General features: G+C 61.7%; 25 protein-coding genes. 11 read left to right on the top strand and 14 right to left on the bottom strand.

Annotation, left to right across the window (positions count from 1 at the left end; genetic code table 11):
- Positions 1-5: 5 nt before the first annotated feature.
- The 6 genes from BHD08_RS16025 to BHD08_RS16000 are packed head-to-tail and all read right to left on the bottom strand — an operon-like array spanning position 6 to position 6,734.
- Positions 6-1,334, bottom strand: a complete 1,329-nt coding sequence (locus BHD08_RS16025; protein WP_125023493.1) for a DUF58 domain-containing protein — start codon at positions 1,332-1,334, stop codon at positions 6-8.
- Positions 1,331-2,344, bottom strand: coding sequence for a MoxR family ATPase (locus BHD08_RS16020; RefSeq protein ID WP_125023491.1), 1,014 nt, complete (start codon positions 2,342-2,344; stop codon positions 1,331-1,333). Before BHD08_RS16020 ends, BHD08_RS16025 begins: the two co-directional genes overlap by 4 nt.
- Positions 2,341-3,513: a DUF4350 domain-containing protein gene (locus BHD08_RS16015; protein WP_125023489.1), complete on the bottom strand. Its 1,173-nt coding sequence runs from the start codon at positions 3,511-3,513 to the stop codon at positions 2,341-2,343. Before BHD08_RS16015 ends, BHD08_RS16020 begins: the two co-directional genes overlap by 4 nt.
- Positions 3,510-5,063, bottom strand: a complete 1,554-nt coding sequence (locus tag BHD08_RS16010) for a DUF4129 domain-containing protein (protein ID WP_125023487.1) — start codon at positions 5,061-5,063, stop codon at positions 3,510-3,512. The genes BHD08_RS16015 and BHD08_RS16010 overlap by 4 nt, the downstream gene beginning before the upstream one ends.
- Positions 5,050-6,030 carry a stage II sporulation protein M gene (locus tag BHD08_RS16005; RefSeq protein ID WP_125023485.1) on the bottom strand — a complete coding sequence of 327 codons (981 nt, stop codon included), beginning with the start codon at positions 6,028-6,030 and terminating at the stop codon, positions 5,050-5,052. Before BHD08_RS16005 ends, BHD08_RS16010 begins: the two co-directional genes overlap by 14 nt.
- On the bottom strand, positions 6,027-6,734 hold the full coding sequence (locus tag BHD08_RS16000) for an RDD family protein (protein WP_122099462.1): 708 nt from the start codon (positions 6,732-6,734) through the stop codon (positions 6,027-6,029). Before BHD08_RS16000 ends, BHD08_RS16005 begins: the two co-directional genes overlap by 4 nt.
- Positions 6,735-6,998: 264 nt before the next feature.
- Between BHD08_RS16000 and sbcB the strand changes: the two genes are divergently transcribed.
- Positions 6,999-8,435 (top strand): exodeoxyribonuclease I, encoded by a 1,437-nt coding sequence (gene sbcB / locus BHD08_RS15995; protein ID WP_125023482.1) that lies wholly within the window; start codon positions 6,999-7,001, stop codon positions 8,433-8,435.
- 142 nt (positions 8,436-8,577) lie between these two features.
- Here sbcB and mvaT read toward each other — a convergent pair whose 3' ends face one another.
- The gene (gene mvaT / locus BHD08_RS15990) at positions 8,578-8,958 is read right to left on the bottom strand and encodes a histone-like nucleoid-structuring protein MvaT (RefSeq protein WP_015277909.1); all 381 of its coding nucleotides are present in this window, start codon (positions 8,956-8,958) and stop codon (positions 8,578-8,580) included.
- A gap of 353 nt (positions 8,959-9,311) precedes the next feature.
- Here mvaT and purU point away from each other — a divergent pair, with 353 nt between their 5' ends.
- From purU to BHD08_RS15975, 3 genes are read left to right on the top strand one after another with little or no spacing between them, the layout of a single operon-like run.
- The gene (gene purU / locus BHD08_RS15985; protein ID WP_015277908.1) at positions 9,312-10,163 is read left to right on the top strand and encodes a formyltetrahydrofolate deformylase; all 852 of its coding nucleotides are present in this window, start codon (positions 9,312-9,314) and stop codon (positions 10,161-10,163) included.
- Between the two features lie 15 nt (positions 10,164-10,178).
- Positions 10,179-10,388 carry a hypothetical protein gene (locus tag BHD08_RS15980; protein ID WP_125023480.1) on the top strand — a complete coding sequence of 70 codons (210 nt, stop codon included), beginning with the start codon at positions 10,179-10,181 and terminating at the stop codon, positions 10,386-10,388.
- A gap of 20 nt (positions 10,389-10,408) precedes the next feature.
- Positions 10,409-11,860, top strand: a complete 1,452-nt coding sequence (locus BHD08_RS15975; RefSeq protein ID WP_375708259.1) for a helicase HerA-like domain-containing protein — start codon at positions 10,409-10,411, stop codon at positions 11,858-11,860.
- Between the two features lie 77 nt (positions 11,861-11,937).
- On the opposite strand, the gene BHD08_RS15970 is transcribed toward BHD08_RS15975, so the two are convergent.
- The 3 genes from BHD08_RS15970 to yaaA all read right to left on the bottom strand — a co-directional run bounded on the left by BHD08_RS15970 (position 11,938) and on the right by yaaA (position 15,444).
- Positions 11,938-12,159 carry a hypothetical protein gene (locus BHD08_RS15970; protein ID WP_125023476.1) on the bottom strand — a complete coding sequence of 74 codons (222 nt, stop codon included), beginning with the start codon at positions 12,157-12,159 and terminating at the stop codon, positions 11,938-11,940.
- Between the two features lie 318 nt (positions 12,160-12,477).
- Entirely contained in the window at positions 12,478-13,923 is a 1,446-nt protein-coding gene (locus BHD08_RS15965; RefSeq protein ID WP_125023473.1) for a mannose-1-phosphate guanylyltransferase/mannose-6-phosphate isomerase, read from the bottom strand.
- Between the two features lie 741 nt (positions 13,924-14,664).
- A complete protein-coding gene (gene yaaA, locus BHD08_RS15960) occupies positions 14,665-15,444 on the bottom strand; it encodes a peroxide stress protein YaaA (RefSeq protein WP_125023471.1) in 780 nt (259 codons plus the stop codon).
- 137 nt (positions 15,445-15,581) lie between these two features.
- Between yaaA and dmeF the strand changes: the two genes are divergently transcribed.
- The 5 genes from dmeF to moaE all read left to right on the top strand — a co-directional run bounded on the left by dmeF (position 15,582) and on the right by moaE (position 19,492).
- The gene (gene dmeF, locus BHD08_RS15955) at positions 15,582-16,568 is read left to right on the top strand and encodes a CDF family Co(II)/Ni(II) efflux transporter DmeF (RefSeq protein WP_125023469.1); all 987 of its coding nucleotides are present in this window, start codon (positions 15,582-15,584) and stop codon (positions 16,566-16,568) included.
- A gap of 259 nt (positions 16,569-16,827) precedes the next feature.
- Positions 16,828-18,216, top strand: a complete 1,389-nt coding sequence (locus tag BHD08_RS15950; protein WP_102821204.1) for a PhoH family protein — start codon at positions 16,828-16,830, stop codon at positions 18,214-18,216.
- Positions 18,217-18,315: 99 nt separating this feature from the next.
- Complete coding sequence (gene moaC / locus BHD08_RS15945; protein ID WP_122099468.1) at positions 18,316-18,786, top strand: cyclic pyranopterin monophosphate synthase MoaC; 471 nt, start codon at positions 18,316-18,318, stop codon at positions 18,784-18,786.
- Complete coding sequence (locus tag BHD08_RS15940; RefSeq protein WP_106155615.1) at positions 18,783-19,031, top strand: MoaD/ThiS family protein; 249 nt, start codon at positions 18,783-18,785, stop codon at positions 19,029-19,031. The genes moaC and BHD08_RS15940 overlap by 4 nt, the downstream gene beginning before the upstream one ends.
- Before the next feature lie 2 nt (positions 19,032-19,033).
- Positions 19,034-19,492, top strand: a complete 459-nt coding sequence (gene moaE / locus BHD08_RS15935; protein WP_125023467.1) for a molybdopterin synthase catalytic subunit MoaE — start codon at positions 19,034-19,036, stop codon at positions 19,490-19,492.
- A 4-nt stretch (positions 19,493-19,496) separates the two neighbouring features.
- On the opposite strand, the gene BHD08_RS23075 is transcribed toward moaE, so the two are convergent.
- The 4 genes from BHD08_RS23075 to BHD08_RS15920 all read right to left on the bottom strand — a co-directional run bounded on the left by BHD08_RS23075 (position 19,497) and on the right by BHD08_RS15920 (position 23,066).
- Positions 19,497-19,661 carry a hypothetical protein gene (locus BHD08_RS23075; RefSeq protein WP_165362517.1) on the bottom strand — a complete coding sequence of 55 codons (165 nt, stop codon included), beginning with the start codon at positions 19,659-19,661 and terminating at the stop codon, positions 19,497-19,499.
- 129 nt (positions 19,662-19,790) lie between these two features.
- A complete protein-coding gene (gene rhlB / locus BHD08_RS15930; RefSeq protein WP_125023465.1) occupies positions 19,791-21,224 on the bottom strand; it encodes an ATP-dependent RNA helicase RhlB in 1,434 nt (477 codons plus the stop codon).
- 94 nt (positions 21,225-21,318) lie between these two features.
- On the bottom strand, positions 21,319-22,254 hold the full coding sequence (locus BHD08_RS15925) for a GGDEF domain-containing protein (protein ID WP_256678704.1): 936 nt from the start codon (positions 22,252-22,254) through the stop codon (positions 21,319-21,321).
- Between the two features lie 155 nt (positions 22,255-22,409).
- The gene (locus BHD08_RS15920) at positions 22,410-23,066 is read right to left on the bottom strand and encodes an alpha/beta hydrolase (protein WP_125023463.1); all 657 of its coding nucleotides are present in this window, start codon (positions 23,064-23,066) and stop codon (positions 22,410-22,412) included.
- A 341-nt stretch (positions 23,067-23,407) separates the two neighbouring features.
- On the opposite strand from BHD08_RS15920, the gene BHD08_RS15915 reads away from it, so the two are divergent.
- The gene (locus BHD08_RS15915) at positions 23,408-24,436 is read left to right on the top strand and encodes an amino acid ABC transporter substrate-binding protein (protein WP_106155611.1); all 1,029 of its coding nucleotides are present in this window, start codon (positions 23,408-23,410) and stop codon (positions 24,434-24,436) included.
- Between the two features lie 86 nt (positions 24,437-24,522).
- The gene (locus tag BHD08_RS15910; RefSeq protein ID WP_125023461.1) at positions 24,523-25,707 is read left to right on the top strand and encodes an amino acid ABC transporter permease; all 1,185 of its coding nucleotides are present in this window, start codon (positions 24,523-24,525) and stop codon (positions 25,705-25,707) included.

Raw genomic sequence — 25,707 nt, 5'->3', positions numbered from 1 at the left:
GGCAGCTACAGCGTTCCGGTTTTCTTCCACGCCAGGTAGCGCCCGACCAGCGCCGGCCCGAGATCGCAGGGTTGGACGTCAAGCACCGGCAGGCCATTGGCGGTAAGGCGTTTATGCAGTTGCTGGCGTGCACTCAGGTAGTCCTGTGTACCGCAGTAATCGAGCGCGTCGTCCAGGCTTTGCACCGGTCGCAAGCGCAGCTGGTCCAGCACCTCTTCGCGAAGGCTCACCAGCAGCACCCGGTGCCGGCGCGAAAGTCGGCGCAGCGCGGCATGCAGTTCGGCATCGTCCTCGTCGCGCAGATTGCTCATGACGATCACCAGTGCCCGGCGCTGCTGCCGCGCCAGTAGCTGATCGACCGCTGCGCCGTAATCAGCTGGCTGCTGGGTGGGCTGCAGGTCGTACAGGCCGTTCAGCAGCACGCGCAGCTGCTGTTGTCCCTTGGCTGGCGTGACGTGCCGCGGCTGTTCACCGGCAAAGGTGCAGGCGCCGACCGCATCGCCCTGGCGTAGCGCGGCGTAGGCGAGCAGCAGACCTGCGTTGAGCGCGTGATCGAAATGGGTGAGTTGCGCATCCTGGCTACGCATACGACGCCCGCAATCGAACATCAGCACGATCTGCTGGTCTTGCTCATCCTGGTACTCGCGGGCAATCGGTGCTCGCGAGCGCGCTGTGGCTTTCCAGTCGATCTGGCGCAGCGTATCGCCCTCGCGAAATTCGCGCAGCTGATGAAACTCCAGTCCCAGCCCGCGTCTTGGCTGCTGGCGCACGCCGAGACGGTTCAGCCAGACGTCGATCGCCTGCAGGCCAGCGCCGTGCAGCTGGGCAAAGTCGGGGTAAACCCGCGTGTCGTCGGCCAGTTGCAACTGACGTTTGCTGCGCCACAGCGCCAAGGGGCTGAAAAGCTGTATGTCGCAGCGCTGAAAGGAAAAGCGTCCACGGCGAACCGGGCGCAGGCGGTAGCTGAGCTGGCAATGCTCTCCGGGTTGCAGGCGTATGCGTTGCGGCAACTGCTCGAAGAGCATGCCGTCCGGCACGTGGTCGAATAGCTCCAGTTCGACCGGATGGCTATCGTCGTTGCGAGCCAGCAGCTGTACATGGCTCCAGTGCCCCAGCGGCAGATTGCCCGGCAGGTTGCGTTGCAATGCCGGCGTAGGCAACCGCTTCAGGTTGCGGGCATCGAGCGCAGCGATCATCCCCAACGCCAGCAAAAGCCCCCACCAGGCGGAACGCCAGCCTTCGGCTTCGATTCCCAGGGCAGCGAGCGTGCCGAGCGGGACGGCCAGCAACACCATCGCTGCCAGCGCAACGAGCAGGCGACGGGATGGCGTCATGCGCGCGGCGCCGCCACCTGGTCGAGCACCTGCAGCAGGACCTGGTCCACCGACAGCCCCTCGATATCCAGCTCCGCCGAGAGTCGCACGCGGTGGCGCAGTACGGCCAATGCGCAGCCCTTGATGTCGTCCGGCGTGACGAACTCAGCGCCGCGCAACAGTGCCCGGGCGCGCCCGCCGCGAACCAGTGCGATCGATGCGCGCGGACCGGCACCCAGTGCCAGGCCCGGCCAGCTGCGTGTGCTGCGGGTCAGGCGCACGGCATAGTCCAGCACCTGCTCGTCCAGCGGCAGCTCGCTGGCGATCTTCTGCAGCGCCAGCACATCGCGGGGTTGTACCAGTTGGCGCAAGGCGCTGACATCGAGCATGTCAGCCCGTGCCGAACGGGTCACCTGGCGTACCAGCTCCAGTTCCTCTTCGGCTTGCGGGTAATCCATGCGCAGCATCAGCATGAAGCGGTCGAGCTCGGCTTCGGGCAGCGGATAGGTGCCCTCCTGCTCGATGGGGTTTTGCGTCGCCATGACCAGAAACGGTTGTGGCACGGCCAGGGCCTTGCCTTCGAGGGTGACCTGCCGCTCCTGCATTACCTCGAGCAGCGCGGCTTGGGTCTTGGCTGGGGCCCGATTGATTTCATCGGCCAGCAGCAGGTTGGTGAAGACCGGGCCCTTGCGCAGCTTGAACTGCTCGGTCTGCATGTCGTAGACCGCGTGGCCGGTGACGTCGCTGGGCATCAGATCCGGGGTGAACTGGATTCGCGAGAACTCGCCGCCGAAGCAGCGCGCCAGGGCCCGAACCAGCAACGTCTTGCCCAGTCCGGGCACGCCCTCGATCAGCACATGGCCGCCGGCGATGAGCGCGGTGAGGATACCGTCAATGACCTCGTCCTGGCCAATTACTGCCTTGTGCAGTTCGTCGCGCAGGGCCTGGGCCAACTGGCTGGCGCGCAAGCGCTGGCTCACTGGATTGGCGCTCGAAGCAGCGCTGTTGGAATCGGAGGATTGTTCGCTCATAAGGCATTCCTGAGGGTTTGCAGGTGGGCGACCTGCCGGGTGAATTCGGTGGCCGACAGGCGTTGCTGCGGCGTGGGGCGCATGGCCTGCTCGATGCTGGTGGGCGGCAGGCTGGAGAGCTGTGCGAGCACTGTCAGCTGTCCGCTGAGCGGAAGTTGCTCGAAGCCGGGATGGCGAACGTTGGCCCTGCGCTGAACGTCCTGCTGGAGTCGCTGCAAGAGGCTTTGCTCACGCCCATGGCGAAGCAGGAACTCGGCCGAACCGCGTAGATGCTCCTGGAGCTGGCGACGTGCCGGGTTGGCGGGGGGCAGTAGCGGGCCGAAGCGCTGTCCGACGTGCCAAAGCGCGAACAGTATGAGCAGGCCCAGCGCTGTGAGCGTTTCCGGAAAATACTGGCGCAGCTGCGCCAGCAGGCCATCGTGCTCGCTGCGGTGCACCAGGGTGACTTCGCTGTCCTGAGTCAGATACCAGAGCAGCCAGGCATGGTCGTATTCGTCGATATTGCGGTTCTGCCAGATCCAGCTGTCGGTCAGCGCGGTGACCAACCCGTCACCGTGCTGCAGTTGCAGCATGTGCGTCGCGCCCGCGCTGTTGGCCCAGGCGTGGGCGCGGTTGTCGGCGTCGTAGAGATGGAAATCCGTATCGAAAGCGAGGTAGGCCGGCGCGCTTTCATTCTCCAGATACAGCTTGGTCAATTGCGGATGCTGTTCTGCAGTGGATGACTGAGGCGACTGGGCCTCTTCATCCAGATCCCTGGTCGAGTACTGCTGCAAGTTGAGCCGATCGAGCAGCAGGTCACCGCTCTTGCCGGTTTTCTCATCCCACAGGCGCTCCGCGACCACCACCAGATGCCCGCCGGCAGCAGCCCAGTCGAGCAGGCGTTCGGTCTGCCGCGGCGTCATGTTGCGGCGGTCACCGAGCAAAAGCAGCGTCTGGCCACTGGTGGGCAGCGCCTCCAGGCCGGCGCTGCCGTCGTGGCGGGCGACCTGCAAGCCGAGATCGCGCAGGAATAGCTCGGCGGCCAGATAGTCATTGCTGCGGGCCTGCGGAGCAGGACCGTGTTCGACGACCTCTTCATAACGCTGCAGCTGGCTACCCAACCAGATGGTCAGCAGGCCGAGCAGCAGGATCGCCGCAGCGACGAGAAGACGAATGCGCAGGCGATTCATGACGGCTGCCCCGCGGCGAACAGCTCACGCCATTCGGCACACAGCGCATCGCGCACCTGTTCGTTGGCTGGGTAGTGCCCGTAAGCCTGGCGCTGCCATTGAACGGTGAGATGCTCAGCGAATCGGGCGAGGGGCTCCAGCAGCAGATCACGCACCTGCTGCAGAACCTCACCTTCGGTATGCGCCGCCTTCAAGGGCAACTGGAAGTCGTGCAGCAGACGGCACAGCAAGCCGCGATACAGCAGTGCCAGCGCCGCGCGTGGATCGAGCTGCCAGAGTCGTTCGGCCTCGGCGGCGATATCATCCGGCAGGCTTTGCGGGGCAACATCTAGGCCGAACAGTTGCGTCGGCGGCTCGATACGGCGCCGGCTTGGCAGTCGTACACGGCCGCCAAAGGTCTGCAACCATTCGCGGTAGCGCCACAGCACAAGCGCAACGAGCAGCGCCAGGGCTGTCCAGAGCAGGACCTCGAGGATCTGTGCCAGACGCTCCAGGCCATGCCAGAACGAGCCCCCCTGAAGCAGGCGCTCAATCAGGCGTGCCAGCGCTCCGGGCTGCTGTGGGTCATCGGCGTCGCCCAGCCGCCAGCGCGTCACTGTTTCGCGGTGCTGGAAGGGGGGCTGGTCAAGCAAGTCATCAATTCGTTCGCGGGCTGCTTCGCTGGTCAATGGCTGATTGAGCAGGCGCTTGCTCTCGGGGCCAGGCTGGTCTTCTTCGGTCTGGGCCGCGGCTGCGGCCCAAGCCTGGTGTTGCGCGGGCCAGAGCAGCAGGCCGCAGGCGAGCAATAACGCCGGCAGAGCACTGAGCAGGCGCTGGCGCAGCCGGCGGAAGGCCAGTTCGATATCCCAGGCCTCCAGATGAGTACGCCGATTGAGATAGAGGCTGAAGCCGCAGGCAACGTAGATCGGCTCCCAGACAATCAGCACCAGAACGTAGAGCAGATTGGATAGATGCTCGAGCCAGAGCCATTCCCCGCTAAGCCCTAGCAGGTCTTCCCAGTTCCAGCGCTGCACCAGCGGTGCCGGCAGGAAAAAATACAGCATCCCCAGCAGGCCGAGCCAGAGCGCACCTTCCAGGTGGACACCGACCACGGTCAGCCAGCTTGCCGCGCGCCCATTGCGCAGATTGAGCGTGATCAGACGCTGGGCTCGTGCTTTGCCGTCGAGCCCCTCGAGTTGTTGCACAGGCAGATCGAAGCTGCGTGTCATGCTCAGGCGGCGCCAGGTCAGGCTGGCGAACCACTGCGAGCGCAACAGGCCCGGGAAGGCCTTCAGGCTTTCTCTGAAATTTGGAGTTTCGCCGAACAACGCTCTGGACAGGATATGCAGCGGCAACCGTTCATACAGCGGCTTCAACCACCAGAACAGCAGCAACGCCACGCTTGGGTGCTGCCACAGCAGCACGCTGATCAGCGCGAAAACCGGCAGCGTGACGGCTGCCCAGGTCGCCATCAGCAACGTTCCATGGCGTCTGGCCAGCAGGGTGCCAAGGTCCAGTGCCTCCCATGGGCTGCGTGGACGGATCGAGACGCTGGCATTACTCAGCTGCATGCTGACCTCGCCCGGCCAGGCAGAAATAGACGGCCACGATCAGCCACAGCAGTGCACCGACGATGTACTTGATCGCGGGCGTGGCGAGGGTCATGGAGGACCAATAGGCTTCGACGAATGCGGCTATCAGAAGGAAAAGCGTGGCACCACCGACCAGCTGTATGCCCTGTCTGGCCGCCTGACGGAGCGCATTGCCCCGCGTCAGTCGGCCTGGGGCGAGCAGCGCGACGCCAAGCTGCAGCCCAGCCGCACCCGCGAAGGTGATGGCCGTCAGCTCGAAGGCACCGTGACCGATGACGAACGACCAGAACGGCTGGTGATAGCCGATGCCGCTCAGGTGGCCAGCCACGGCACCGATCGTCAGGCCATTGAACAGCAGGAAGAACAATGTGCCGAGGCCGAACAGCAGGCCGCTGGCGAACGTCTGAAACGCGATGCCGATATTGTTCATGATGTAGTAGCCGAACATCAGCCAGTCGTCGCCTGCGCCTCGCTCGGCAAAACGCCCCAATCGACTGGCGTCCGGGTCGTACATTTGTTCCATCTGGGCGACCTGGTCGGCTGGCAGGACGCTGTAGACCAGATCGGGAAACAGGTAAACCAGCGTGGCCATGCCGAGCAGGCTGCCGTAGAACAGCACACTGGCGGCCAGAACATAGCGCCATTGTGCACGCACCGTGCGGGCGAAACCGCCGCTGATGAAGCCCAGCAGTCGACCGAGCAGCGGGCTGCGATGGCGGTACAGTTGTTGATGGCCCCGCAGCGCAAGCTGCCGCAACTGCTCGATCAGTTGACTGCTGTAACCGCGCGACTCCGCCAAGGCCAGCTGCTGGCAGAGCCGGCGGTAGGCGGCGGGAAATGTTCCGGGCTGCGTGCTGCGCGGTTTGCCGCCCTCTAGCGCGTCAAGTTGAGCGGCGAACTCCTGCCAGTCGGCCTGATGTTGCCGCTCGAATACTGCCTGCTTCATGACGAGCCCACCAAGGAGCGGGCAATGCCGTGAATTTTGGCCTCGGCATGTTCTTCGTTGCTCCCCAGTGGCTCGGCCAGAATCGAGGCCAGTTCCTGGCGGCGCTCGGCAGAAAGAGCCCCATGACGTTCGGCAAAGCCGATCAGCGCGCGTTGTTCATCCAGGGTCAGCGCGACGGGAGGGGCTACCGGTTCGACGTCGGGAAGCGCCGGGCGAGCCTGCGGCTTCTCCTGATAGATCACCAGTGTCCCTGCCGCCAGATCGCCGAGGCGCTTGAAGGCAGGGTGACCCAGGCAACTCAGAGCGCCGAGGAAATAGCCGAACGGCAGCATGTCGACGAAGCGCAGCAGATTACGGGTGAGCGAGGAAGACCAGCCGACCGGTGTGCCGTCGTCATGCACGACGCGTAGCCCCAGCCAGTATTTTCCCGGCGTGCGGCCTTGATTCAGCACTTCGAAGAGCACCATGTACCACCACTGAACGAGGAACAGCAGTAGCGTTCCCAGGCCCATGCCGAATTTGCCGAGCAGGCCGAGGGTGAAAAACAGAACCAGCAGGATGGCGGCGCGAATCACCAGGTCGATGGCGAAGGCGAGGGCGCGGGGCACCAGTCCGGCCGGGCGCAGGAGCAGATCAATGCCTTCCGGCGTCTCGACGCGCAGGCTGGTGTCGAGCAGGTCTTGTCGGTCGAGTGTGGAATACAAAGGCAAGTTCGTCTGAGATCAGGCAAAGGGCGATGCTATGCGGCATCCGCCGCTGCGGCAATGCGCCTGAGGCTGGTACTTGAGCCCGGCGCGCAGATGGAACGCGATTATGGCGAAATGCCTGCTCGATTGCAGGATGCCGTTCGCAGAGCGGCGCGTCGCTACAACGCATCTGCAACCGGCACGCTGGATGCGGGTCGGGTCGGGTCGGCGAGGTGCCGGCCCGGCTGATAGACTGCCATGCTGATCGAGAAGGATTCTCCCGTGACTCCAAGCATCTTCTGGTACGACTTCGAAACCACAGGCATTTCGCCCAGCCGCGACCGTCCGCTGCAGGTGGCGGGCATCCGCACTAACGAGGCGCTCGAGGAAATTGGCGAGCCGCTGAACATCTACTGTCGCCCCTCCGACGATATCCTTCCGCATCCCGCGGCATGCCTGGTTACGGGTATCACGCCGGCGATCCTGCAACAGAAAGGGTTGTGCGAGGCAGAGTTCCTTCAGCGCCTGCATCAGCAGCTGTCCGCCCCGGGGACCTGTGGCGCAGGCTACAACAGCCTGCGTTTCGACGATGAGGTCACTCGCTACAGCCTGTATCGCAATTTCTACGATCCTTACGCGCGGGAGTGGCAGGGGGGCAACAGTCGTTGGGATCTGATCGACCTGGTGCGAACCGCATATGCGCTGCGTCCGGAAGGGATCGTCTGGCCGGAGGAGGATGGCCGGGTGACGCTCAAGCTCGAACGCCTGAGCGTCGCCAACGGACTGGAGCATCTGAATGCTCACGACGCCCTCTCCGACGTGCGTGCCACCATCGGCTTGGCCAGGCTCATCCGTGATCGCCAACCGCGGCTGTATGACTATCTCTACAACCTGCGGCGTAAACAGGCAGTGCTCGAACAGATCACCCTGCTTGAACCGCTGGTGCATGTGTCTGGTCGTTTTTCGGCCGCGCGGCATTTTCTTTCGGTGGTGCTGCCGCTGGGCTGGCATCCACGCAACCGCAACGCGCTGATCGTCTGCGACCTGCAGGCGGAACCTCAGCCGCTCTTGCAGGAGAGCGCCGAAACATTGCGGCAGCGTCTATATACCCGGCGAGATCAATTGGCAGCGGGCGAACTGCCTGTGCCTTTGAAGTTGGTACATGTCAACAAGTGCCCAGTGCTGACGCCGCTCAAGGTGCTGCGGGAAGGCGATATTCAGCGGTTGGGCCTGGATATGCCGCTCTGCCAGGAACGTGCCGCCGCATTGCGCGAGCAACGCCAGCTCTGGAGCCAGAAGCTGGACGAGATCTACCGCGAGGAGGGTTTCCCTGGTAGCGACGATCCCGAGCAGCAGCTATATGACGGCTTTCTTGGCGAGCGTGACCGGCGGTTGTGTGACGAGATTCGTGGTCTTGCGCCAGCCGAACTGGCCAGGCATCCGTCCCGGTTCGACGATGTCCGCCTGCAGGAACTGTTGTTCCGCTACCGCGCACGTAATTTCCCCGAGGCTCTATCCTCCGAGGAGCAGACGCTTTGGTATCAGTTCTGTCGGCAGCGGCTGAGCGACGGTGCCTTCGGAGCGCCCAACACGCTTGATCAATTCGAGGCGGGTATTCAACAGCTCTTGGTTACCGCCACGCCGGCGCAGCAACAACTGTTACAGCAATGGCATGAATACGGGCAGGGGCTGCGCGAGCGTTACGGACTGGCCAGCTAGTTTCGCTGAAATACGGGTGGGATGCTGAGGAAGTGGCGGCGCGTAATGCCGAGTAAAGGAAGAGGGCCTGCAATAAAAAACGCCAGTTCCCGACAGCAATGATTAATGTCGAGAACGGGCGTTCGGTTTAAACCGTTATCGCTTAGCCGAGCAGGGTGGCCCAGCTTTCCACGGTTTCGGAGCCCCACTGGGCTTTCCATTCTTTCAATGTCTTGTGATTGCCGCCTTTGGTTTCAATCACTTCGCCGCTGTGCGGGTTCTTGTATTGCTTAACGCGGCGAGCACGCTTGCTGGTCGCCGGTGCTTTGGCAGTGCGCGGGCTTTTGCTGTTGCGCGAGGCTTCTGGATCGAGCAGTGCGATGATGTCGCGCAGCGACTTCTGATACTCGCCCATGAGTTCGCGCAGCTTGCCTTCGAACTCCAGTTCCTTCTTCAGTTTGTCATCTTCGGAAAGGGACTTCAGTCGCTCCTGAAGTTCCTTGATGGCCTCTTCAGTGGCGCGATACTCGTTGATAAGTGACATATGACTTCCTTGGGATAGGTTTTGAACGCAAGTGGCAGCAATCATAGTCCTGCGTAATGGGCAAGTAAATATAGAGTTTGTTAAAAAGACGGCCCTTTTTTTGAAGGGATATTTCATGCGCGGCAAGCGCTACTGATGCGTGAGTTTGGGCCTTAAAACAAACGCCATCCTTGTTTTATCGGACAAGTTTTTTCGATGGGTTTATGCAGTTTCCCAAAGAGGCCCAGCCGGCGTACGGCCCGGTCCAACGCGCCGTTTAGTTGCCCTTCGCTGGTTTGCCGTCAAACGCGATGGCTGCGCTTTTGACTGCTGGGCTAGAATGCCGCGTTTCCTTTGAGCCGGAGTAACCGTTAATGCGCACTTTCAGGCTGGTCATTGCCTGTCCCGATGGCGTTGGCATTGTCGCCAAGGTCAGTAATTTTCTCGCTACCTACAACGGTTGGATCACTGAAGCCAACCACCACTCGGATCACCAGAGTGGCTGGTTCTTCATGCGCCATGAAATCCGCGCAGACTCGCTTCCTTTTGATCTTGAAGGTTTTCGTCAGGCGTTCGCGCCGATTGCGCGCGAGTTCTCCATGGAGTGGCGCATCACCGACTCCGAGCAGCGCAAACGCGTGGTGCTGATGGCCAGTCGTGAATCGCACTGTCTCGCCGATCTGCTGCATCGCTGGCATAGCGGTGAGCTGGATTGCGACATACCGTGCGTGATCTCCAACCATGACGACCTGCGCAGCATGGTCGAATGGCATGGCATTCCTTACATTCACGTGCCGGTCGATCCCGCCAACAAGCAGGAGGCCTTCGCCGAAGTCACCCGTCTGGTTCGCGAACAACGTGCCGATGTGATTGTGCTGGCGCGTTACATGCAGATTCTGCCGTCGGAGTTGTGCGACGAGTTTGCTCAGCGCGTGATCAATATCCATCACAGCTTTCTGCCGTCGTTCGTCGGTGCCAAGCCCTATCATCAGGCCTCACTGCGTGGCGTGAAGCTGATCGGGGCGACCTGTCACTACGTTACCGAGGAGCTCGATGCCGGCCCGATCATCGAGCAGGACGTGGTCCGAGTCAGTCATCGCGACAGCATCGAAGACATGGTCCGTCTCGGAAAGGACGTAGAGAAGATGGTGCTTTCGCGCGGCCTGCGCTATCACTTGGAAGACCGTGTGCTGGTGCATAGCAACAAGACAATGGTGTTCAACTGACAATCCGGAGTCGCCGTGACCGATCCTCTCGAGCGTGCCGTAGCCAAAGCGCCACCGATCATCGGTAGCGGTTGTACTCAGCGATACGATCCACAGGCCCTGTCGTCCGATCAGGGCACCGAGTTCGCTGATGCCGCGGCGCTCTGGGCTCGTCTGCAGGCCGAGCAGGATCAGGCTGAGCTGCAGCATGCGCGCGCGCTCGACGGGCAGGAGGCTGGCGAATGACCGCAGCGGTGGATCGTTTGATGCTCGGCGCGGACGCGACTGGCGAGCCGAACACCCAGTCTCTGCGGCTGGCCAATCGACACGGGCTGATTGCCGGGGCTACAGGCACCGGCAAGACCGTGACCCTGCAGCGTCTGGCTGAGCAGTTCAGTGATGCGGGCGTTGCGGTGTTCGCTGCCGACATCAAGGGTGACCTTTGCGGTCTGGGTGCTGCCGGCACGCCTCAGGGCAAGATCGCCGAGCGGATTGCCAGCATGCCCTGGCTGAATCATCAGCCGCAGGCCTATCCGGTGACTCTCTGGGATGTGCATGGCCGCACCGGCCATCCGTTACGTACCACTCTGAGCGAGATGGGGCCATTGCTGCTCGGAAATCTGCTGCAGCTGACCGACAGTCAGCAGGCTGCACTGTATGCCGCGTTCAAAGTGGCGGATCGTGAAGGCCTGTTGCTGCTTGATCTGAAAGACCTCAAGGCGCTGCTGGCGCACCTCAAGGCCGAACCGCAGCTGCTGGGCGAGGACAGCGCCCTGTTTACCGGCGCCTCGTCTCAGGCGCTTCTGCGGCGCCTGGCGACCCTCGAGCAGCAGGGTATCGAAGCGCTGTTCGGTGAGCCCTCACTGCAGCTCGAAGACCTGCTCCGTCCGGCAGCGGACGGTCGGGGCGCTATCCATCTGCTGGACGCCAGTGTGCTGGTGCATGAGGCACCTAAGGTCTATGCAACCTTTCTGCTTTGGCTGCTCGCCGAGCTGTTCGAACAGCTTCCGGAGCGTGGGGACGCCGACAAACCCGAGCTGGCCCTGTTCTTCGATGAGGCGCATCTGCTGTTTGGCGATACGCCCAAGGCGTTGCAGGAGCGGTTGGTCCAGGTTGTGAGATTGATCCGCTCCAAGGGCGTAGGCGTCTATTTCGTCACCCAGTCTCCTGCGGATCTGCCGGATCAGGTGTTGGCACAGCTTGGCCTGCGTATTCAGCATGGCTTGCGCGCTTACACCGTGAGGGAGCAGAAGGCGCTGCGGTCCGTGGCCGACGGTTTCCGGTCCAATCCCGCGTTTGCGACGCTGGATGTTCTGACCCAGTTGGGGATCGGCGAGGCCCTGGTCGGTGGGCTTGAGGAAAAAGGTACGCCGGCAATGGTGCAGCGCGTGGCGATCGCCCCGCCACAGTCACGTGTCGGGCCGCTCAGCGAAGCCGAGCGTGCGACGCTCATCGCGCGGTCCGGGCTGCGTGGTCGCTATGACAAGCCGGTCGATCGGGAGTCCGCCTATGAAATCCTGGCCGCGCGCGCTGCACAAACGGTCGAGCAGTCTAAAGCTGTTGCCGAAAAGAGTCGGCGAGGGCAGAGCACTGCAAGTGGAGACTTGGGCGATCTGGCCGGACGTGTCGTGAAAAGTGCCTTGAGCCAGGCAGCCAGCCAGTTGGGCCGTCAGTTGGCCAGAGGCTTACTCGGCTCGTTATTGGGTGGCAAGCGCTGATCGTTGGCGAGTGTGACCGGCCCAATTGAATGCGGCTCTCGAAAATACTTCAGGACTCGTCTGAGCGGGCGAGGTGATTACGCCTGTTCAGTAACTGGGCTTTCGCAACTGGATTGCTTTTCCTGCTCGAGCTTCTGCAATTCCTGCTTGAAGACCTGATCGAGGACAGTGGGTTTTTTTCGCCATGGTTTGCGCTCGGGTTCACGTTCAGCGGCATAAGTCGTGATTTCACCACCGTACACATTGGTAAAGCGCTGGGCCTGGCGCTCAAGTTCGGCGCGCAGTTGATCTTTCGTCACGTAAGCAACCCTTCTTAGGAAGTTCTTGTAAGACGCAACTGAATTGAGAAGGATGCGTCTGCAGTTGTAACCGGAAATTTGCTATGCGCTCTCGCACTTGCTCGTCTGTTTGGACGAGAAGCAATTGAAAAGGTTTTTTCCGTTTACGAGCAAGCTTGAAAAACGAGGGGCAGTTCAAAAAAAAGCGAGTGCGAGTGCGTGTTCAGTTCGACGCAGCGTCTCGCGGCATTGAAGTATGCCTTTCCATGCCGTTACTGGGCCAGACTTAGAATTAGAAAAACCCGCCGCGGCGGGTTTTTCTTTTCACTCTGCAGGCTGTTAGCGAGCCACTTTGACTTCGTTGCTCTGTTCGGCGCGGCCATAAACGTCATCGAAGCGCTCGATGTCATCCTCGCCAAGATAACTGCCGGACTGAACTTCGATGATTTCCAGCGGAATCTTCCCCGGATTGGCCAGACGGTGCACCGAGGTAATCGGGATATAGGTCGACTGATTCTCGGTGAGCAGGAACGTCTTGTCATTGCAGGTGACCTGCGCGGTCCCAGAAACAACGATCCAGTGCTCGGCACGATGATGGTGCATCTGCAGCGAGAGGCTGGCACCGGGGTTTACACAGATGCGCTTGACCTGGAAGCGGCCCCCCATGTCCACCGAGTCGTACCAGCCCCAGGGACGATAGACGGCACAATGGTTCTTGGTCTCGCTGCGGTCCTGGGCGTCAAGTTTGCTGACGAGCTTCTTGACGTCCTGCACCTTGTCCTTGTGGGCAACCATCATGGCGTCTTTGGTTTCAACCACAACGATATCGTCCAGCCCCAGTACAGTTACCAGCTTGCCGTTGCCGTGAACCAGGCAGTTGCGCGAATCTTCGGCGATCACGTCGCCCTTGAGAACGTTGCCGTTCTCGTCCTTCTGGTGCACGTCCCAGATCGATGACCAGGAGCCAACGTCGTTCCAGCCGGCGGACATCGGAACCACGCAGGCCAGCTGAGTCTTTTCCATCACCGCGTAGTCGATGGAGTTGTCCGGGCAGCAAGCAAAGGTGGCCGGATCGATCAGCACTTCATCGCCGTTCTTGATGCTGCGCTCGAGCGCCAGCCAGCAGGTGTCATAGATATCCGGATCGTGCTTTTTCAGCTCCTCCAGGAAAACGCTGGCACGGAACAGGAACATGCCGCTGTTCCAGAAATAGTCGCCTGACTCGACGTAGCTCTGGGCGCGCGCCTCGTCCGGCTTCTCGACGAACTGGGCGACCCGCTTGATACCATCCGGCAGACCGGCGTTGGCATCCTGGCTGGCCTTGATATAGCCGAAGCCGGTTTCGGGGCGGGTTGGCGGAACGCCGAAAAGGACCATCTCGCCGTTCTCGGCAGCATTGGTCGCCAGCGCCAGAGAGCGCTGGAACGCTTTCTGATCCTCGATCACATGGTCGGCCGGCAACACCAGCAGCAACTCGTCGCGACCTTCTTCGATCAGCTTCATCGCCGCGATACCGATCGCTGGTGCGGTGTTGCGGCCGAATGGCTCGAGCAGCAGGCCTTGAACGCCGAGTTTGCGCGCGGCCAGCTGCTCCTTGACGATGAAACGGTGCTCCTGATTGCACACCAGCAGGGGCTGCTGCATGCCGTCAAAGGCCAGGCGCTCGACTGTCTGCTGGAACAGTGTCTGTTCGCCGGTCAGCGCAAGGAATTGCTTGGGGAACGACTTGCGGGAAAGGGGCCACAGTCGGGAGCCGCTGCCACCTGAAAGAATAACCGGGATCATATTGCTTCTCCTGAATCGTTTCGAAGGTCGTTCTACTTGTCCGTGGCGCCAGACGTGGCGCCTGAATGTTCGTGTTCTGTTCGCCGGCGAGCTCGCCAGCTGGAACGAAATCGTCCCGCCCGAAGCGTTGCTTCGAGGTTCAAATCGGTGCTGAGTTCGTTATCGCGGCGTCATGGCAAGGGCTTGATGTGCCTATTGCGTGGCGCCAATCCGGGCGACGGGCATCGAACGCCTGCGGCTGACTCGTGATGAGGTGAGGAGCGCCGTCGTCGCGCATGGAATGCGACATCTGAGGTGTGTCGAAAAGGGGTGGTGCGTTTGCATGGCCGTAACCCTCTGTTCGTGCCTTGCTCGGCATTGGTCGTACCAGATGCCGCTTTGGCAGTGGTCGACGCCTCGGCCATCGGCCGGATGTTCAGCCGTATAGCTGGCTGAGATTGCGCTACCGCCGAAGCCGCTTTGCGACCCGGGGCAGAGCGGTTTACAAGATTGATGACCCAATGCACGTTCATGTGCGACGTCCCTTTCCACCTGGAATTGCCGGTACGCGCTTATGATTGTCAGCCGTGCTCGATAGTTCCCAAGTCGGCAACCGTTGATCGGTGAGTTTTCACGACGCGGCGGAAAATCCAGGAGGGGCAGGGTGATGAACTGCGGGTGCCACTTTTGGTCAAGCCGGGCGGCCATCGCGGGATCGAGGGGAGGCGACGGCAGCCGATGGCCGCCGCCGAGAACTGGCAGTTATTGGTAAGTCGTGTCGCGCAGAAAGACCAGATGGTCTTCGGATGATGCGTCTGGGCTGTAGCGATAACCTTCGTAGTCGAATGCGCTCAGTTGGGCTGGGTCACTGACGCGCTCTTTGATCACCCAGCGTGCCATCAGGCCACGTGCCTTCTTCGCGTAGAAGGAAATGATCTTGTACTGACCGTTCTTCATGTCCTTGAAGTCGACGTTGATGACCCGTGCATTCAGCGCCTTGCGCTTGACGGCGCTGAAGTACTCATTCGAGGCCAGATTGAGAAGAACGTCATCGTCTTGTTCAGCGAGTGCTTCGTTGAGCCATTCGCTGATTCGCTCACCCCAGAACGTATACAGGTCCTTGCCGCGCGGGTTCGCCAGCTTGGTACCCATTTCCAGACGATACGGCTGCATCAGGTCGAGCGGTCGCAGCAAACCGTAGAGCCCGGAGAGCATGCGCAGGTGCTGCTGTGCGAACAGCAGATCACTGTCGGTGAAGTCTTCGACGCTCAGTCCGGTGTAGACGTCGCCCTTGAAGGCGAGCAGGGCCTGTTTGGCATTCTCCGGCGTGAAGTCAGCGGACCAGCTGCCGTAGCGCGCGACGTTCAGGGCGGCCAGCTTGTCGGACAGGTGCATGAGTTCGCTGATCTGCGCTGGCGAGTAATCGCGCAACTGGTCGATCAGCAGCTGCGAGTGCTCCAGGTATTGAGGTTGTGTGAAGCGTTCGGTAATCGGGGGTGTTTCGTAGTCGAGCGTCTTGGCGGGGGAAATCACCATCAGCATGTACGGGTCTCCTGTCTGGTGGCGCGATTGTAGGGGTACTGCTGACATGGCTCCAGCTATGGGCACCATAGGCAGCGGTGTTGACCTTCCTCACGCGGCAAGGCACAAGCTGATGGGAGTTGAAGCAAGGAGTTCGTATGGCTGAATGCAATCACGTGCAATGGCAACCGCCCCACGACTACCGTCCGCTGGAGCACAGCTCCGAGCGTCAGACCTGGGCAGTGGTCATTCTGACCGGTTTGACCATGTTGATAGAGATCGTCGCCGGGTACTGGTTCAACTCCATGGCGTTGCTGGCGGACGGTTGGCATATGGCCTCGCACATGGTCGCCATTGGCCTGGCGGCGCTGGCGTATCTGCTGGCTCGGCGCTATGCGGCGGACCATCGGTTCGCGTTCGGAACCTGGAAAATCGAGGTGCTGGCCGGTTTTACCAGTGCACTGCTGCTGGTCGTGGTGGCGCTGTTCATGATTGGCGAGTCGTTGATTCGATTCTGGTCGCCCGCAGAGATCGGTTTCGATGCGGCGCTGATGGTCGCCGTGATCGGCTTGCTGGTGAATCTGCTGTCCGCCTGGTTACTACGCGATCAGCATGACCACGGTCACGGTCACGGTCACGGTCACGGTCACGGTGAGCACCCGCATGCCCATTCGCATGAGCACGCTTGCGGTGGCAAGGACCTGAATCGGCACGCCGCCTTCATCCATGTGCTGACCGATGCGCTGACATCGGTGGCCGCGATCGTTGCGCTGCTGGGTGGCAAGTTCTTCGGCTGGGGCTGGCTGGACCCGGCAATGGGGATCGTCGGTGCGCTGGTCATTCTGGTCTGGGCGCGCGGCCTGCTGCGTGACACGGGCAAGGCATTGCTGGATCGGGAGATGGACGACCCGCTGGTAGACAAGATTCGGGAGGCGTTGCAGCAGGTACCCGATACCGAGGTTACCGATCTGCACCTGTGGCGAGTGGGGCGGGCGCAATACAGCTGCATCCTGAGCGTTGTGACCCACCAGACGCATACCGCGGACCAGTACAAGGCGGCGTTGCAGGCGTTTCCCCAGCTGGTGCATGTGACCGCCGAGGTGAACCGCTGCGACGAAAGCGCACACCTTGATCCCCGACAATAACGCGCCCAAAAGGCGCGGGCCAAGGCCGTTTGGTCGATTCGTGAAAAAAAGCCGTATTCAACTGAAAAGACTTTTGCCTGTCATAACTTTTACGGTATTACCGAATTCAGACCGCCGAACCCTGCGACACAGGTGGCGGCTCCTGGGCAGCCCCGAATCCACCGGCTTCCCTCGTCCGCTCACCTGAATCGCATGGCGGTCACTGTGCAGCGAAGCGCTTTCGGCTCTTCGTTTCTGGCCCCAGAAGAAGGTGATCGGTATGGATGACTACGGCAGATCTCGCGCGACCCAGCCCACGCTCTACGTCCTCGACACGAATGTACTGATCCACGATCCCAACGCTTTGCTGAACTTCCAGGAACATCAGGTCGCCATCCCGATGACCGTGCTGGAAGAGCTCGATCAACTCAAGGCCGGCAAGCACAGCGTGGCAGCCGAGTGCCGTCAGGCGATTCGTCTGATCGACAAGCTGCTCGGTGATGCAACGCCGGAAGAGGTCGAACTCGGCGTGCCGATCCAGCGTGGCAAGAGTGGGCCGTCAGGCAGCCTGTCGATTCTCATGAGCAAGCGCGGCGAGCCCAACGCATTGCCGGAAGATCTGAATGACAACAAGATCATCAACCAGGTGGTCGAGCTGAGCAAACAGCGTCCCGGCGTGCCTGTAGTGCTGGTCACCAAGGACATCAACATGCGCCTGAAGGCGCGTGCCTGTGGCGTAGCGGCGGAGGATTACCATACCGATCAGCTAGTCGATGACGTCGGCCAGCTTTCTCCTGGCTATCACAGCGTCAGCGGCTCGTTCTGGGATCGCGTGAGCAAGGTCGAGACCCATCAGGGCCATGGGCGCACCTGGCACCGCGTACAGCTGACCGACAACCTGCCCGCAGTGCATATCAACGAGTTCATCATCGACGAACAGGGCTTTGTCGGCTGGATCAAGGGCATCAAGGCCGATGAGCTGCTGCTGCTCGACCTCCATCAGGAGCCGCTGCTGCATCAGGAAGCCTGGGGCTTGCGCCCGCGGGACATCCATCAGGCATTGGCGCTGTTCGCCTTGCTCGATCCGGATATCCATCTGGTCAACCTGTCCGGCGCGGCCGGTTCCGGCAAGACCATTCTCGCGCTGGCTGCAGCCATCGAGCAGACCGTGGTGAGCAAGCGCTACCGGCGCATCATCGCCACCCGCAGCGTACAGGGGCTCGACGAGGACATCGGTTTCCTGCCCGGCACCGAGGCCGAGAAGATGGAGCCCTGGCTGGGCGCGATCACCGACAACCTCGAAGCGCTGCACATGGAGGACGAGAACACCCACGGCAGCATCGACTACATCCTGCAAAAGGTGCCGCTGCAGTTCAAATCGCTGAACTACATCCGCGGTCGCAGCTTCCAGCAGAGCCTGATCCTGATCGACGAATGTCAGAACCTCACGCCGCACCAGATGAAAACCATCATCACCCGTGCGGGCAACGGCTCGAAGGTGGTCTGTCTGGGTAATCTGGCGCAGATCGACACGCCGTATCTGTCGGCGACCAGTTCGGGGCTTACCTACCTGACCGAACGCTTCAAGGACTTCTCCCACGGCGTTCACATCACCCTGCAGGGGGTGCCGCGTTCGGTACTGGCCGAATACGCCGAAGCGCACATGTAGCGGAGACGCGCGCGACGATGCCCGGTAGTACCTCTTACGGGGGCGGGTTCATCGTCGGCGGCTGCGGTAGACTCGTGATTTTCCGATCAGGAGCGCCGAATGCTCACCCATCTCGATTCCCAAGGCCGGGCCAGCATGGTCGATGTCACCGACAAGGCCGTCACCGCCCGTGAAGCGGTAGCCGAGGCGCGCGTGCGCATGCTGCCGCAGACTCTGCAGATGATCCAGCAGGGTGGCCATCCCAAAGGCGACGTCTTCGCCGTGGCGCGCATCGCCGGCATCCAGGCAGCGAAAAAGACCTACGAACTGATCCCGCTGTGTCATCCGCTGCTGCTCACCAGCATCAAGGTCGAGCTGGCAGCAGAGGGCGAGGACAGCGTGCTGATTCGCGCAACCTGCAAGCTGGCCGGGCAGACGGGTGTCGAGATGGAAGCGTTGACCGCTGCCAGCGTCGCGGCGCTGACCATCTACGACATGTGCAAGGCAGTGGATCGCGGCATGGTTATCGAAGGCGTGCGTCTGCTGGAGAAACTGGGTGGCAAGAGCGGTCACTGGCAGGTGCAGGCATGATCAGTATCCAGTTTTTTGCCCGTTATCGAGAAGCGCTCGGCAGTGATGGCGAGCGACTGCAGTGGGATGCATCGCTTGCCAGCGTGAACGACGTGCGCCAGCATCTTCTGGCCCGCGGAGGCGCCTGGGAGGTGCTTGCTGAACAGAATCTGATGTGCGCGCGCAATCAGGAACTTTGCGGGCTCGACGAGCCGGTGTCAGACGGCGACGAAGTGGCCTTCTTTCCAACCGTGACCGGAGGTTGAGCATGACTGTACGTGTACAGACGGCCGCCTTCGATCCTGGCGCCGAACTCAATGCGTTGCACGCAGCCAATCTTGGTATCGGCGCGGTGGCCGGCTTCGTCGGGTATGTGCGTGATTTCAATGATGGCCAGGATGTTGCCGGCATGTTCCTCGAGCATGCGCCGGGAATGACCGAAAAAGCCCTGGAGAAGATCGTGGTCGAGGCCGAGCAGCGCTGGCCGTTGCTACGGCTCGATGTGCTGCACCGGGTCGGTCCGCTGGAACCGGGTGAGCCCATCGTTTTCGTCGGTGCGGCCAGTGCCCATCGCGATGCCGCCTTCGATGCCTGTCGCTTCGTGATGGATTATCTGAAGACGCGGGCACCATTCTGGAAGAAGGAGAGCACCCCTTCTGGTGCGCGCTGGGTCGAGGGCCGCGCAAGCGACCAGATAGCCGCTGAGCGCTGGGACGAAAAGCGCTGAGCCTTCAATAGAAGGTTATGTACATCTTGAAGGCCAGTGTCGAGAACATGGTCAGCACACCCACGGCCAGCAGCCCTACACCCCAGTTACTGTCCCGGTAGTTGAACCCTACGCAGAGCAGAACGAAGCCAATGACGATGAGCGACAGTAGCCAGTGCATGCTATCCATTGGTTTTTTCCTTGCGTTCGGAATCTAGCTACAACTCTAGCCGCGTTGCCTTGTTTGCGGCCTGATTCAGGTCATTGATGGGGCAGGCGGAACATGGAAAGGACGCGACGAATGCCGCGTCCTAGAGGTTCAGCGTGAGTGTGGAGCCGGCGCAAGCAGTTCGGCCGGCGGCATCTCGCACTGGATCTTGCGGCCGATCAGCGCTTCGATAGGTGGGAGCGCGAACGCATCATCCTCCCCGGCGAAACTGATCGAAGTGCCACTGGTGCCGGCTCGTCCGGTACGACCGATGCGGTGCACGTAGTCGTCCGGGTCTTCCGGCAGGGTGAAGTTGATCACGTGACTGATGCCATCGACATGAATGCCGCGACCAGCGACATCGGTCGCCACGAGCACGCGAATCTTGCCTTCTCGGAAGCCTTCCAGCGTGCGGATGCGTTTGTGCTGCGGCACGTCGCCGGACATCTGCGCGGCGCTGATGCCGTCGCGGGTCAGGCGCTCTTCGATCCGCCGCACCTCGTCCTTGCGGTTGGCGAAAACCATTACCCGGGTCCAGTCGTTCTGAGTGATCAGGTTGTACAGCAGCTTGTACTTGTCGCTGCCGGCCACCGCGAAGACGTGCTGTTCGACGGTATCGCTGGCCACGTTTTCCGGTTCGATCTCGACGATGGCGGGGTTGGTTGTCCACTGTTGTGCCAGGTTCATCACATCGTCGGTGAAGGTGGCGGAGAACAGCAGCGTCTGGCGCTCGCTCTTGGGTGGCGTCTGGCGAATGATCTGGCGAACCTGCGGAATGAAGCCCATGTCGAGCATGCGGTCGGCTTCGTCCAGCACCATCACCTCGACCATGTCCAGGTGCACCTCGCCACGCTGGTTGAAGTCCAGCAGGCGACCGGGCGTGGCAACCAGGATGTCGCAGTAGCGCGATTCCAGCTGCTTGAGCTGCTTGTCGAAATCCATGCCGCCGACGAAGCTCATCACGTTCAGGTTGGTGTACTTGGTCAGATCCAGCGCGTCGTTGGCGATCTGCACCACCAGCTCCCGGGTCGGCGCGATGATCAGCGCACGCGGCTCGCCCATGTAGCGGTCCTTCGGCGGCGGTGTGTCGAGCAGTTGCGTGATGGTGGAGATAAGGAAGGCGGCAGTCTTGCCGGTGCCGGTCTGGGCGCGGCCAATGGCATCTCGGCCAGCGAGGGTGTAACCCAGTACCTGAGCCTGAATCGGGGTGCAGTAGGGAAAGCCCAGATCGTGAATGGCATGCATCAGCTCGGGTGCGAGCTTGAAGTCATGGAAGCGGGTCTTGCCTTCGGCCGGCTCTACGGTGAAGTCTTCCAGCTTCCAGGCCGGGGCTGCGGGCTTGGCTGGCTTGCTGCGCTGGCGACGCGGTTTCTCGGTTGTACGCTCTGCTGCTTGCGGCTTGGACGGAGCATCAGGTGTCGCAATTTGCTGCGCTGCGGGGGCGCTTTGCTGCGGTGCCGCGTTGACGGCAGCCGGGCTGCTGTCGATTGTGCCGGCCCGCTCATCGGGGGCCTTGCCGAATATTTTCTTGAGTGCTTTGAGCACGGTCTTCTCGTCGTCGAATTAGGAAAGTGTCGCGCGCCAGTGTAATGCAAGACGCTGGCGTGGCGAAGCATCGCGCTTGCGGGCCCATGGGCGTTCAGCCGCAGACACGGTTTCGTCCCCGTGCCTTGGCCAGGTACAGCGCCTTGTCTGCGCGGCCTACGAGGCCCTCCAGCGTGTCGGATGCGCGCATGCGCGCCAGGCCTACCGAGATCGTCACGCCCGGCAAAGACCCGGTCGGCGTGGCGATGGTGTCGTTCTGTGCGACACGCTGACGCAAGCGCTCGGCAATAAGGCGTGCGGTGCGCAGGTCCAGCTCCGGAAGCAGGATGACGAACTCTTCGCCACCGAAACGCACCAGGCTGTCCTTCGGTCGCAGTTGCGTCCCCAGCAGCCGCGCTACCTGGCAGAGCGCATGATCGCCAGCGATATGCCCATGGCGATCGTTGTACGGCTTGAACTCGTCGACATCGATCATCAGCATGCACAAGGGGCGCCCGTTGAAGGCACAGCGGGCACTTTCACGTTCGAAGATGTGTTCCAGCCAGCGTCGGTTGAACACGCCGGTGAGCACATCGATGTTGGCGTTGTGCTCGCTGTTGATGATCAGTTGATCGGTCAGCCGCACCCGGTCGCACAGCAGTTCGATCAGGTTCTGCATCAGCTGGGGCGATTGCGTGAGAAAAGGCAGTTCCCGGCTGTGCAGCCTGAGAACACGGCTCGGCTCGCTGGCGATGACATAGGCAGAAGGTGGTCGATGATCGCAGAAGCTGACCTCGCCAACGCAGTCGTTGACCTCAACGTAGCGTACGGGCGGGTTGTCTCGTGAGGCCAGCTGGACGCTTAGCTGGCCTCGCACGAGCATATATAGATGGCGGTTCAGCGTATGTGGTGAAAGGATGAGTTCCTCTGCGTCGACTTCGCAGGTTTCCAGCCTTTCCAGCAGCGCCAAGAGCACAGGGCGCTCCACACCGCGAAACAGTCGAATGCTTTGCAGCTGTTCCACGGTCGGCATACCGGTTATTCGCTTCATGGCAGCGACTGGCCGGACGAGTCTGCCTCCCTCGCGCCATTCATGACGACCTCCCGCTTATCGTTGGCAGGACGGGCGACGCTCCGGTCCTCCACGCACTAGCGTAGTCCTGATATCCCTGTTGGGATTAAGTCTTTTATGCGGGCGCTGGCCGCTCAGTCCAGATGCGTGGAGAGCCAATCGCCGATGTCCTGAATTTCTTCTCCAAGCACCTCGTGCCCCATAGGGTAATCGCGCCAGGTGACCTTGACCCCCGCATCGTGCAGGCACTGGTAAGCCACACGGCCCATCGCCGTTGGTACCACGTCGTCGCGGCTGCCATGCAGGCACAGCGCCGGATAACGCAGCGCCTCCGGGGCGAAGGTCGGTGACTCGCCGAAGGTCGGCGCATACGTCGAAAGGGCAATGACTCCCCCCAGCGGACCGCGCCAGCGAAGGAATGCGGTGTGCAGGACCACCGCGCCACCCTGGGAAAACCCCGCGAGGAATATGCGGGCCGGATCAATGCCGCAATCGCGTTGTGCCTCGATCAGCGTGATGAGCTGCTGCGCAGAGGCTTCCAGCTGCTCGCGATTGATGGCGCGCGCCGGGCTCATGGCAAGGATGTCGTACCAGCTCGGCATGCTCCAGCCACCGTTGATGGTTACCGGGCGTGTCGGTGCCTGGGGCAGCACGAAGCGGGTGCTCTGCAGGCGCTGCTGCAGCGCTTCGGCGACGGGCTGGAAGTCATATCGATCGGCACCCAGGCCGTGCAGCCAGATGACACAGGCGTCCGCAGCGCCGGTGGGTTCCAGGATCAACGGTTCGCTCATGAATCAGCTCCAGTTGGGGGCAGGTCGCCTCGTGTTGGGGCAGCGGGGATCGCTGCTGACGAGGCAGTGGCGCGAGGTTACCTGCTCCGGCACGGCGATAGAACCCGCAATTGCGGCCGGCCCGCGACGTGGCCGCGAACTGGTATGCGGCTTGCTTTATGCAGTCCGGCTCCAGCCGGAATGGCCTGTTGCGACGGGTCGCGGCGTTGTGAGCAATCAACATTGCCGATCACCTATGGGCGACTAGACTCAGGTCAGGCTGCCGCCGCTTCGCTGCTGCCACTGGCGTCGAAGGGCCGAACGCCCGAACCCGAGAATAAGAAAGCAAACTGGAGGTTTCGATGATTAGGGTGAAATCCACACTGGCTGTGCTGGGTGCTGCGTCACTGCTGGGCATCAGCGGGCTGGCGCAGGCGGGGGCGACCCTCGATGCAGTGCAGAAGAAAGGATTCGTGCAGTGCGGCATCAGCGATGGCCTTCCGGGCTTTTCCTTTGCCGATGCCAAGGGGAAATACCAGGGGATCGATGTCGACGTCTGCCGCGCAGTAGCGGCGGCGGTCTTCGGCGACGCCAGCAAGGTCAAGTACAGCCCGCTGACCGCCAAGGAGCGCTTCACCGCGCTGCAGTCGGGCGAAGTGGACGTGCTGTCGCGAAACACGACCTGGACCAGTTCGCGAGACGCGGCCATGGGGCTGAATTTCACCGGCGTGACCTACTACGACGGCCAGGGCTTTCTGGTGAACAAGGAGCTAGGGGTCGGCAGTGCCAAGGAGCTGGATGGTGCGACCGTGTGCATCCAGGCCGGGACGACGACCGAGCTCAATCTGTCCGACTACTTCCGCTCCAACAGCCTTAAATACACCCCGATTACCTATGACACGTCGGATGAAAGCGCCAAGTCGCTCGAATCCGGCCGCTGCGATGTGCTCACTTCGGATCAGTCGCAGCTGTATGCGCAGCGCATCAAGCTGGCCAATCCCGACCAGTATGTCGTGCTGCCCGAGGTCATCTCCAAGGAGCCCCTTGGCCCTGCGGTGCGTCAGGGTGACGAGGAATGGTTCGATATCGTGCGCTGGAGCCTTTTCGCCATGCTCAACGCCGAGGAGCTGGGCATCACTTCGGCGAATGTCGAGGACATGGCCAAGAGCACCAAGAATCCTGACGTGGCGCGCCTGCTTGGCGCCGAGGGCGAATACGGCAAGGATCTCAAGCTGCCGAAGGACTGGGCGGTGCAGATCGTCAAACAGGTGGGTAACTACGGTGAGATCTTCGATCGCAACGTAGGCGCCGGCAGCGAGCTGAAGATCGAGCGCGGCCTCAATGCCTTGTGGAACAACGGTGGCCTGCAATACGCACCTCCGGTGCGCTGAGCCCGCGTGGCCGGCCTCGTGCCGGCCCGTTTCACGGATGAGCATGGCCGGTCCAGGTGACCGGCCATGCGGCATGAGGAATTTCGATGCGTTCGATCGCCAGAGGCACTGTGCCCCGACGTTCGCCTTTCACCGATCCACGAATACGCGCCTGGGTGTTCCAGGTGCTGGCGGTGTTGGCGGTGGTGGCGTTCGGCTGGTACCTGTTTCATAACACACAGACCAATCTTGCCCATCGCGGCATCACGTCCGGATTCGGCTTCCTTAACAATGCCGCCGGCTTCGGCATTTCCCAGCATCTGATCGACTACAGCGAGAGCGACACTTACGGTCGCGTCTTCTGGGTCGGCTTGCTCAACACACTGCTGGTCAGCGTAATCGGGATCGTTCTGGCCACCATCATGGGCTTTATCCTCGGCGTAGGGCGCCTATCCAGCAACTGGTTGATCCGCCAGCTGGCGACGCTCTACATCGAGGTTTTCCGCAATATCCCGCCGCTGCTGCTGATCTTCTTCGTCTACTTCGCCGTGATCAGCCCGCTGCCAGGGCCGCGCAACAGCCTGAGCCTGTGGGATGCTGTATTCGTCAACAACCGCGGCGTGCAGATGCCGGCACCCAGCGCTGCCGATGGATTCTGGGCGTTCTGGCTGGCGCTGCTCGTCGCACTGGTGGCGGTGGTGCTACTCAACCGCTGGGCTCGCGCGCGGCGACATGCGACCGGGCGGATGTTTCCGGTGTTCTGGACCAGCCTCGGGCTGTTTCTCGGCATCCCCTGGCTGATGACCTTCATTGCAGGCGCACCTTTCACCTGGGAAGTGCCGGAGCTGCAGCGCTTCAACATTCGCGGTGGCTGGGTGGTGATCCCGGAGCTGGTTTCGATCGTCGTGGCGCTGTCGGTCTATACCGCTGCGTTCATCGGCGAGACCGTGCGCTCGGGCATCCAGTCGGTCAGCCACGGCCAGACCGAGGCCGCCGCATCCCTCGGGTTGCGTCCGGGCCAGGTGCTGCGGCTGGTGATCGTGCCGCAAGCACTGCGGGTGATCGTGCCGCCGTTGACCAGCCAATATTTGAACCTGGCGAAGAACTCGTCCCTTGCGGCTGCCATCGGCTATCCGGACATGGTGTCGCTGTTCGCCGGTACGGTGCTCAATCAGACCGGGCAGGCCATCGAAACCATGGCCATCACCATGAGCGTCTACCTGGCCATCAGCATCAGCATTTCGCTGTTGATGAACTGGTACAACAAGCGCATTGCGCTGATCGAGCGGTGA

The sequence above is a fragment of the Pseudomonas sp. SCT genome (assembly GCF_003864275.1).
In the GTDB taxonomy this organism is placed as follows: Bacteria; Pseudomonadota; Gammaproteobacteria; order Pseudomonadales; family Pseudomonadaceae; genus Stutzerimonas; species Stutzerimonas stutzeri_AE.
This window is presented reverse-complemented; position numbering and strand designations above follow the sequence as displayed.

Bases quoted from the DNA above. Each gene is read 5' to 3' on its own strand.
- BHD08_RS16025 (WP_125023493.1), bottom strand. From the start codon at position 1,334: ATGACGCCATCCCGTCGCCTGCTCGTTGCGCTGGCAGCGATGGTGTTG.
- BHD08_RS16020 (WP_125023491.1), bottom strand. From the start codon at position 2,344: ATGAGCGAACAATCCTCCGATTCCAACAGCGCTGCTTCGAGCGCCAAT.
- BHD08_RS16015 (WP_125023489.1), bottom strand. From the start codon at position 3,513: ATGAATCGCCTGCGCATTCGTCTTCTCGTCGCTGCGGCGATCCTGCTG.
- BHD08_RS16010 (WP_125023487.1), bottom strand. From the start codon at position 5,063: ATGCAGCTGAGTAATGCCAGCGTCTCGATCCGTCCACGCAGCCCATGG.
- BHD08_RS16005 (WP_125023485.1), bottom strand. From the start codon at position 6,030: ATGAAGCAGGCAGTATTCGAGCGGCAACATCAGGCCGACTGGCAGGAG.
- mvaT (WP_015277909.1), bottom strand. From the start codon at position 8,958: ATGTCACTTATCAACGAGTATCGCGCCACTGAAGAGGCCATCAAGGAA.
- purU (WP_015277908.1), top strand. From the start codon at position 9,312: ATGCGCACTTTCAGGCTGGTCATTGCCTGTCCCGATGGCGTTGGCATT.
- BHD08_RS15975 (WP_375708259.1), top strand. From the start codon at position 10,409: ATGCTCGGCGCGGACGCGACTGGCGAGCCGAACACCCAGTCTCTGCGG.
- BHD08_RS15965 (WP_125023473.1), bottom strand. From the start codon at position 13,923: ATGATCCCGGTTATTCTTTCAGGTGGCAGCGGCTCCCGACTGTGGCCC.
- yaaA (WP_125023471.1), bottom strand. From the start codon at position 15,444: ATGCTGATGGTGATTTCCCCCGCCAAGACGCTCGACTACGAAACACCC.
- dmeF (WP_125023469.1), top strand. From the start codon at position 15,582: ATGGCTGAATGCAATCACGTGCAATGGCAACCGCCCCACGACTACCGT.
- BHD08_RS15950 (WP_102821204.1), top strand. From the start codon at position 16,828: ATGGATGACTACGGCAGATCTCGCGCGACCCAGCCCACGCTCTACGTC.
- moaC (WP_122099468.1), top strand. From the start codon at position 18,316: ATGCTCACCCATCTCGATTCCCAAGGCCGGGCCAGCATGGTCGATGTC.
- BHD08_RS15940 (WP_106155615.1), top strand. From the start codon at position 18,783: ATGATCAGTATCCAGTTTTTTGCCCGTTATCGAGAAGCGCTCGGCAGT.
- moaE (WP_125023467.1), top strand. From the start codon at position 19,034: ATGACTGTACGTGTACAGACGGCCGCCTTCGATCCTGGCGCCGAACTC.
- BHD08_RS23075 (WP_165362517.1), bottom strand. From the start codon at position 19,661: ATGGATAGCATGCACTGGCTACTGTCGCTCATCGTCATTGGCTTCGTT.
- BHD08_RS15925 (WP_256678704.1), bottom strand. From the start codon at position 22,254: ATGAAGCGAATAACCGGTATGCCGACCGTGGAACAGCTGCAAAGCATT.
- BHD08_RS15920 (WP_125023463.1), bottom strand. From the start codon at position 23,066: ATGAGCGAACCGTTGATCCTGGAACCCACCGGCGCTGCGGACGCCTGT.
- BHD08_RS15915 (WP_106155611.1), top strand. From the start codon at position 23,408: ATGATTAGGGTGAAATCCACACTGGCTGTGCTGGGTGCTGCGTCACTG.
- BHD08_RS15910 (WP_125023461.1), top strand. From the start codon at position 24,523: ATGCGTTCGATCGCCAGAGGCACTGTGCCCCGACGTTCGCCTTTCACC.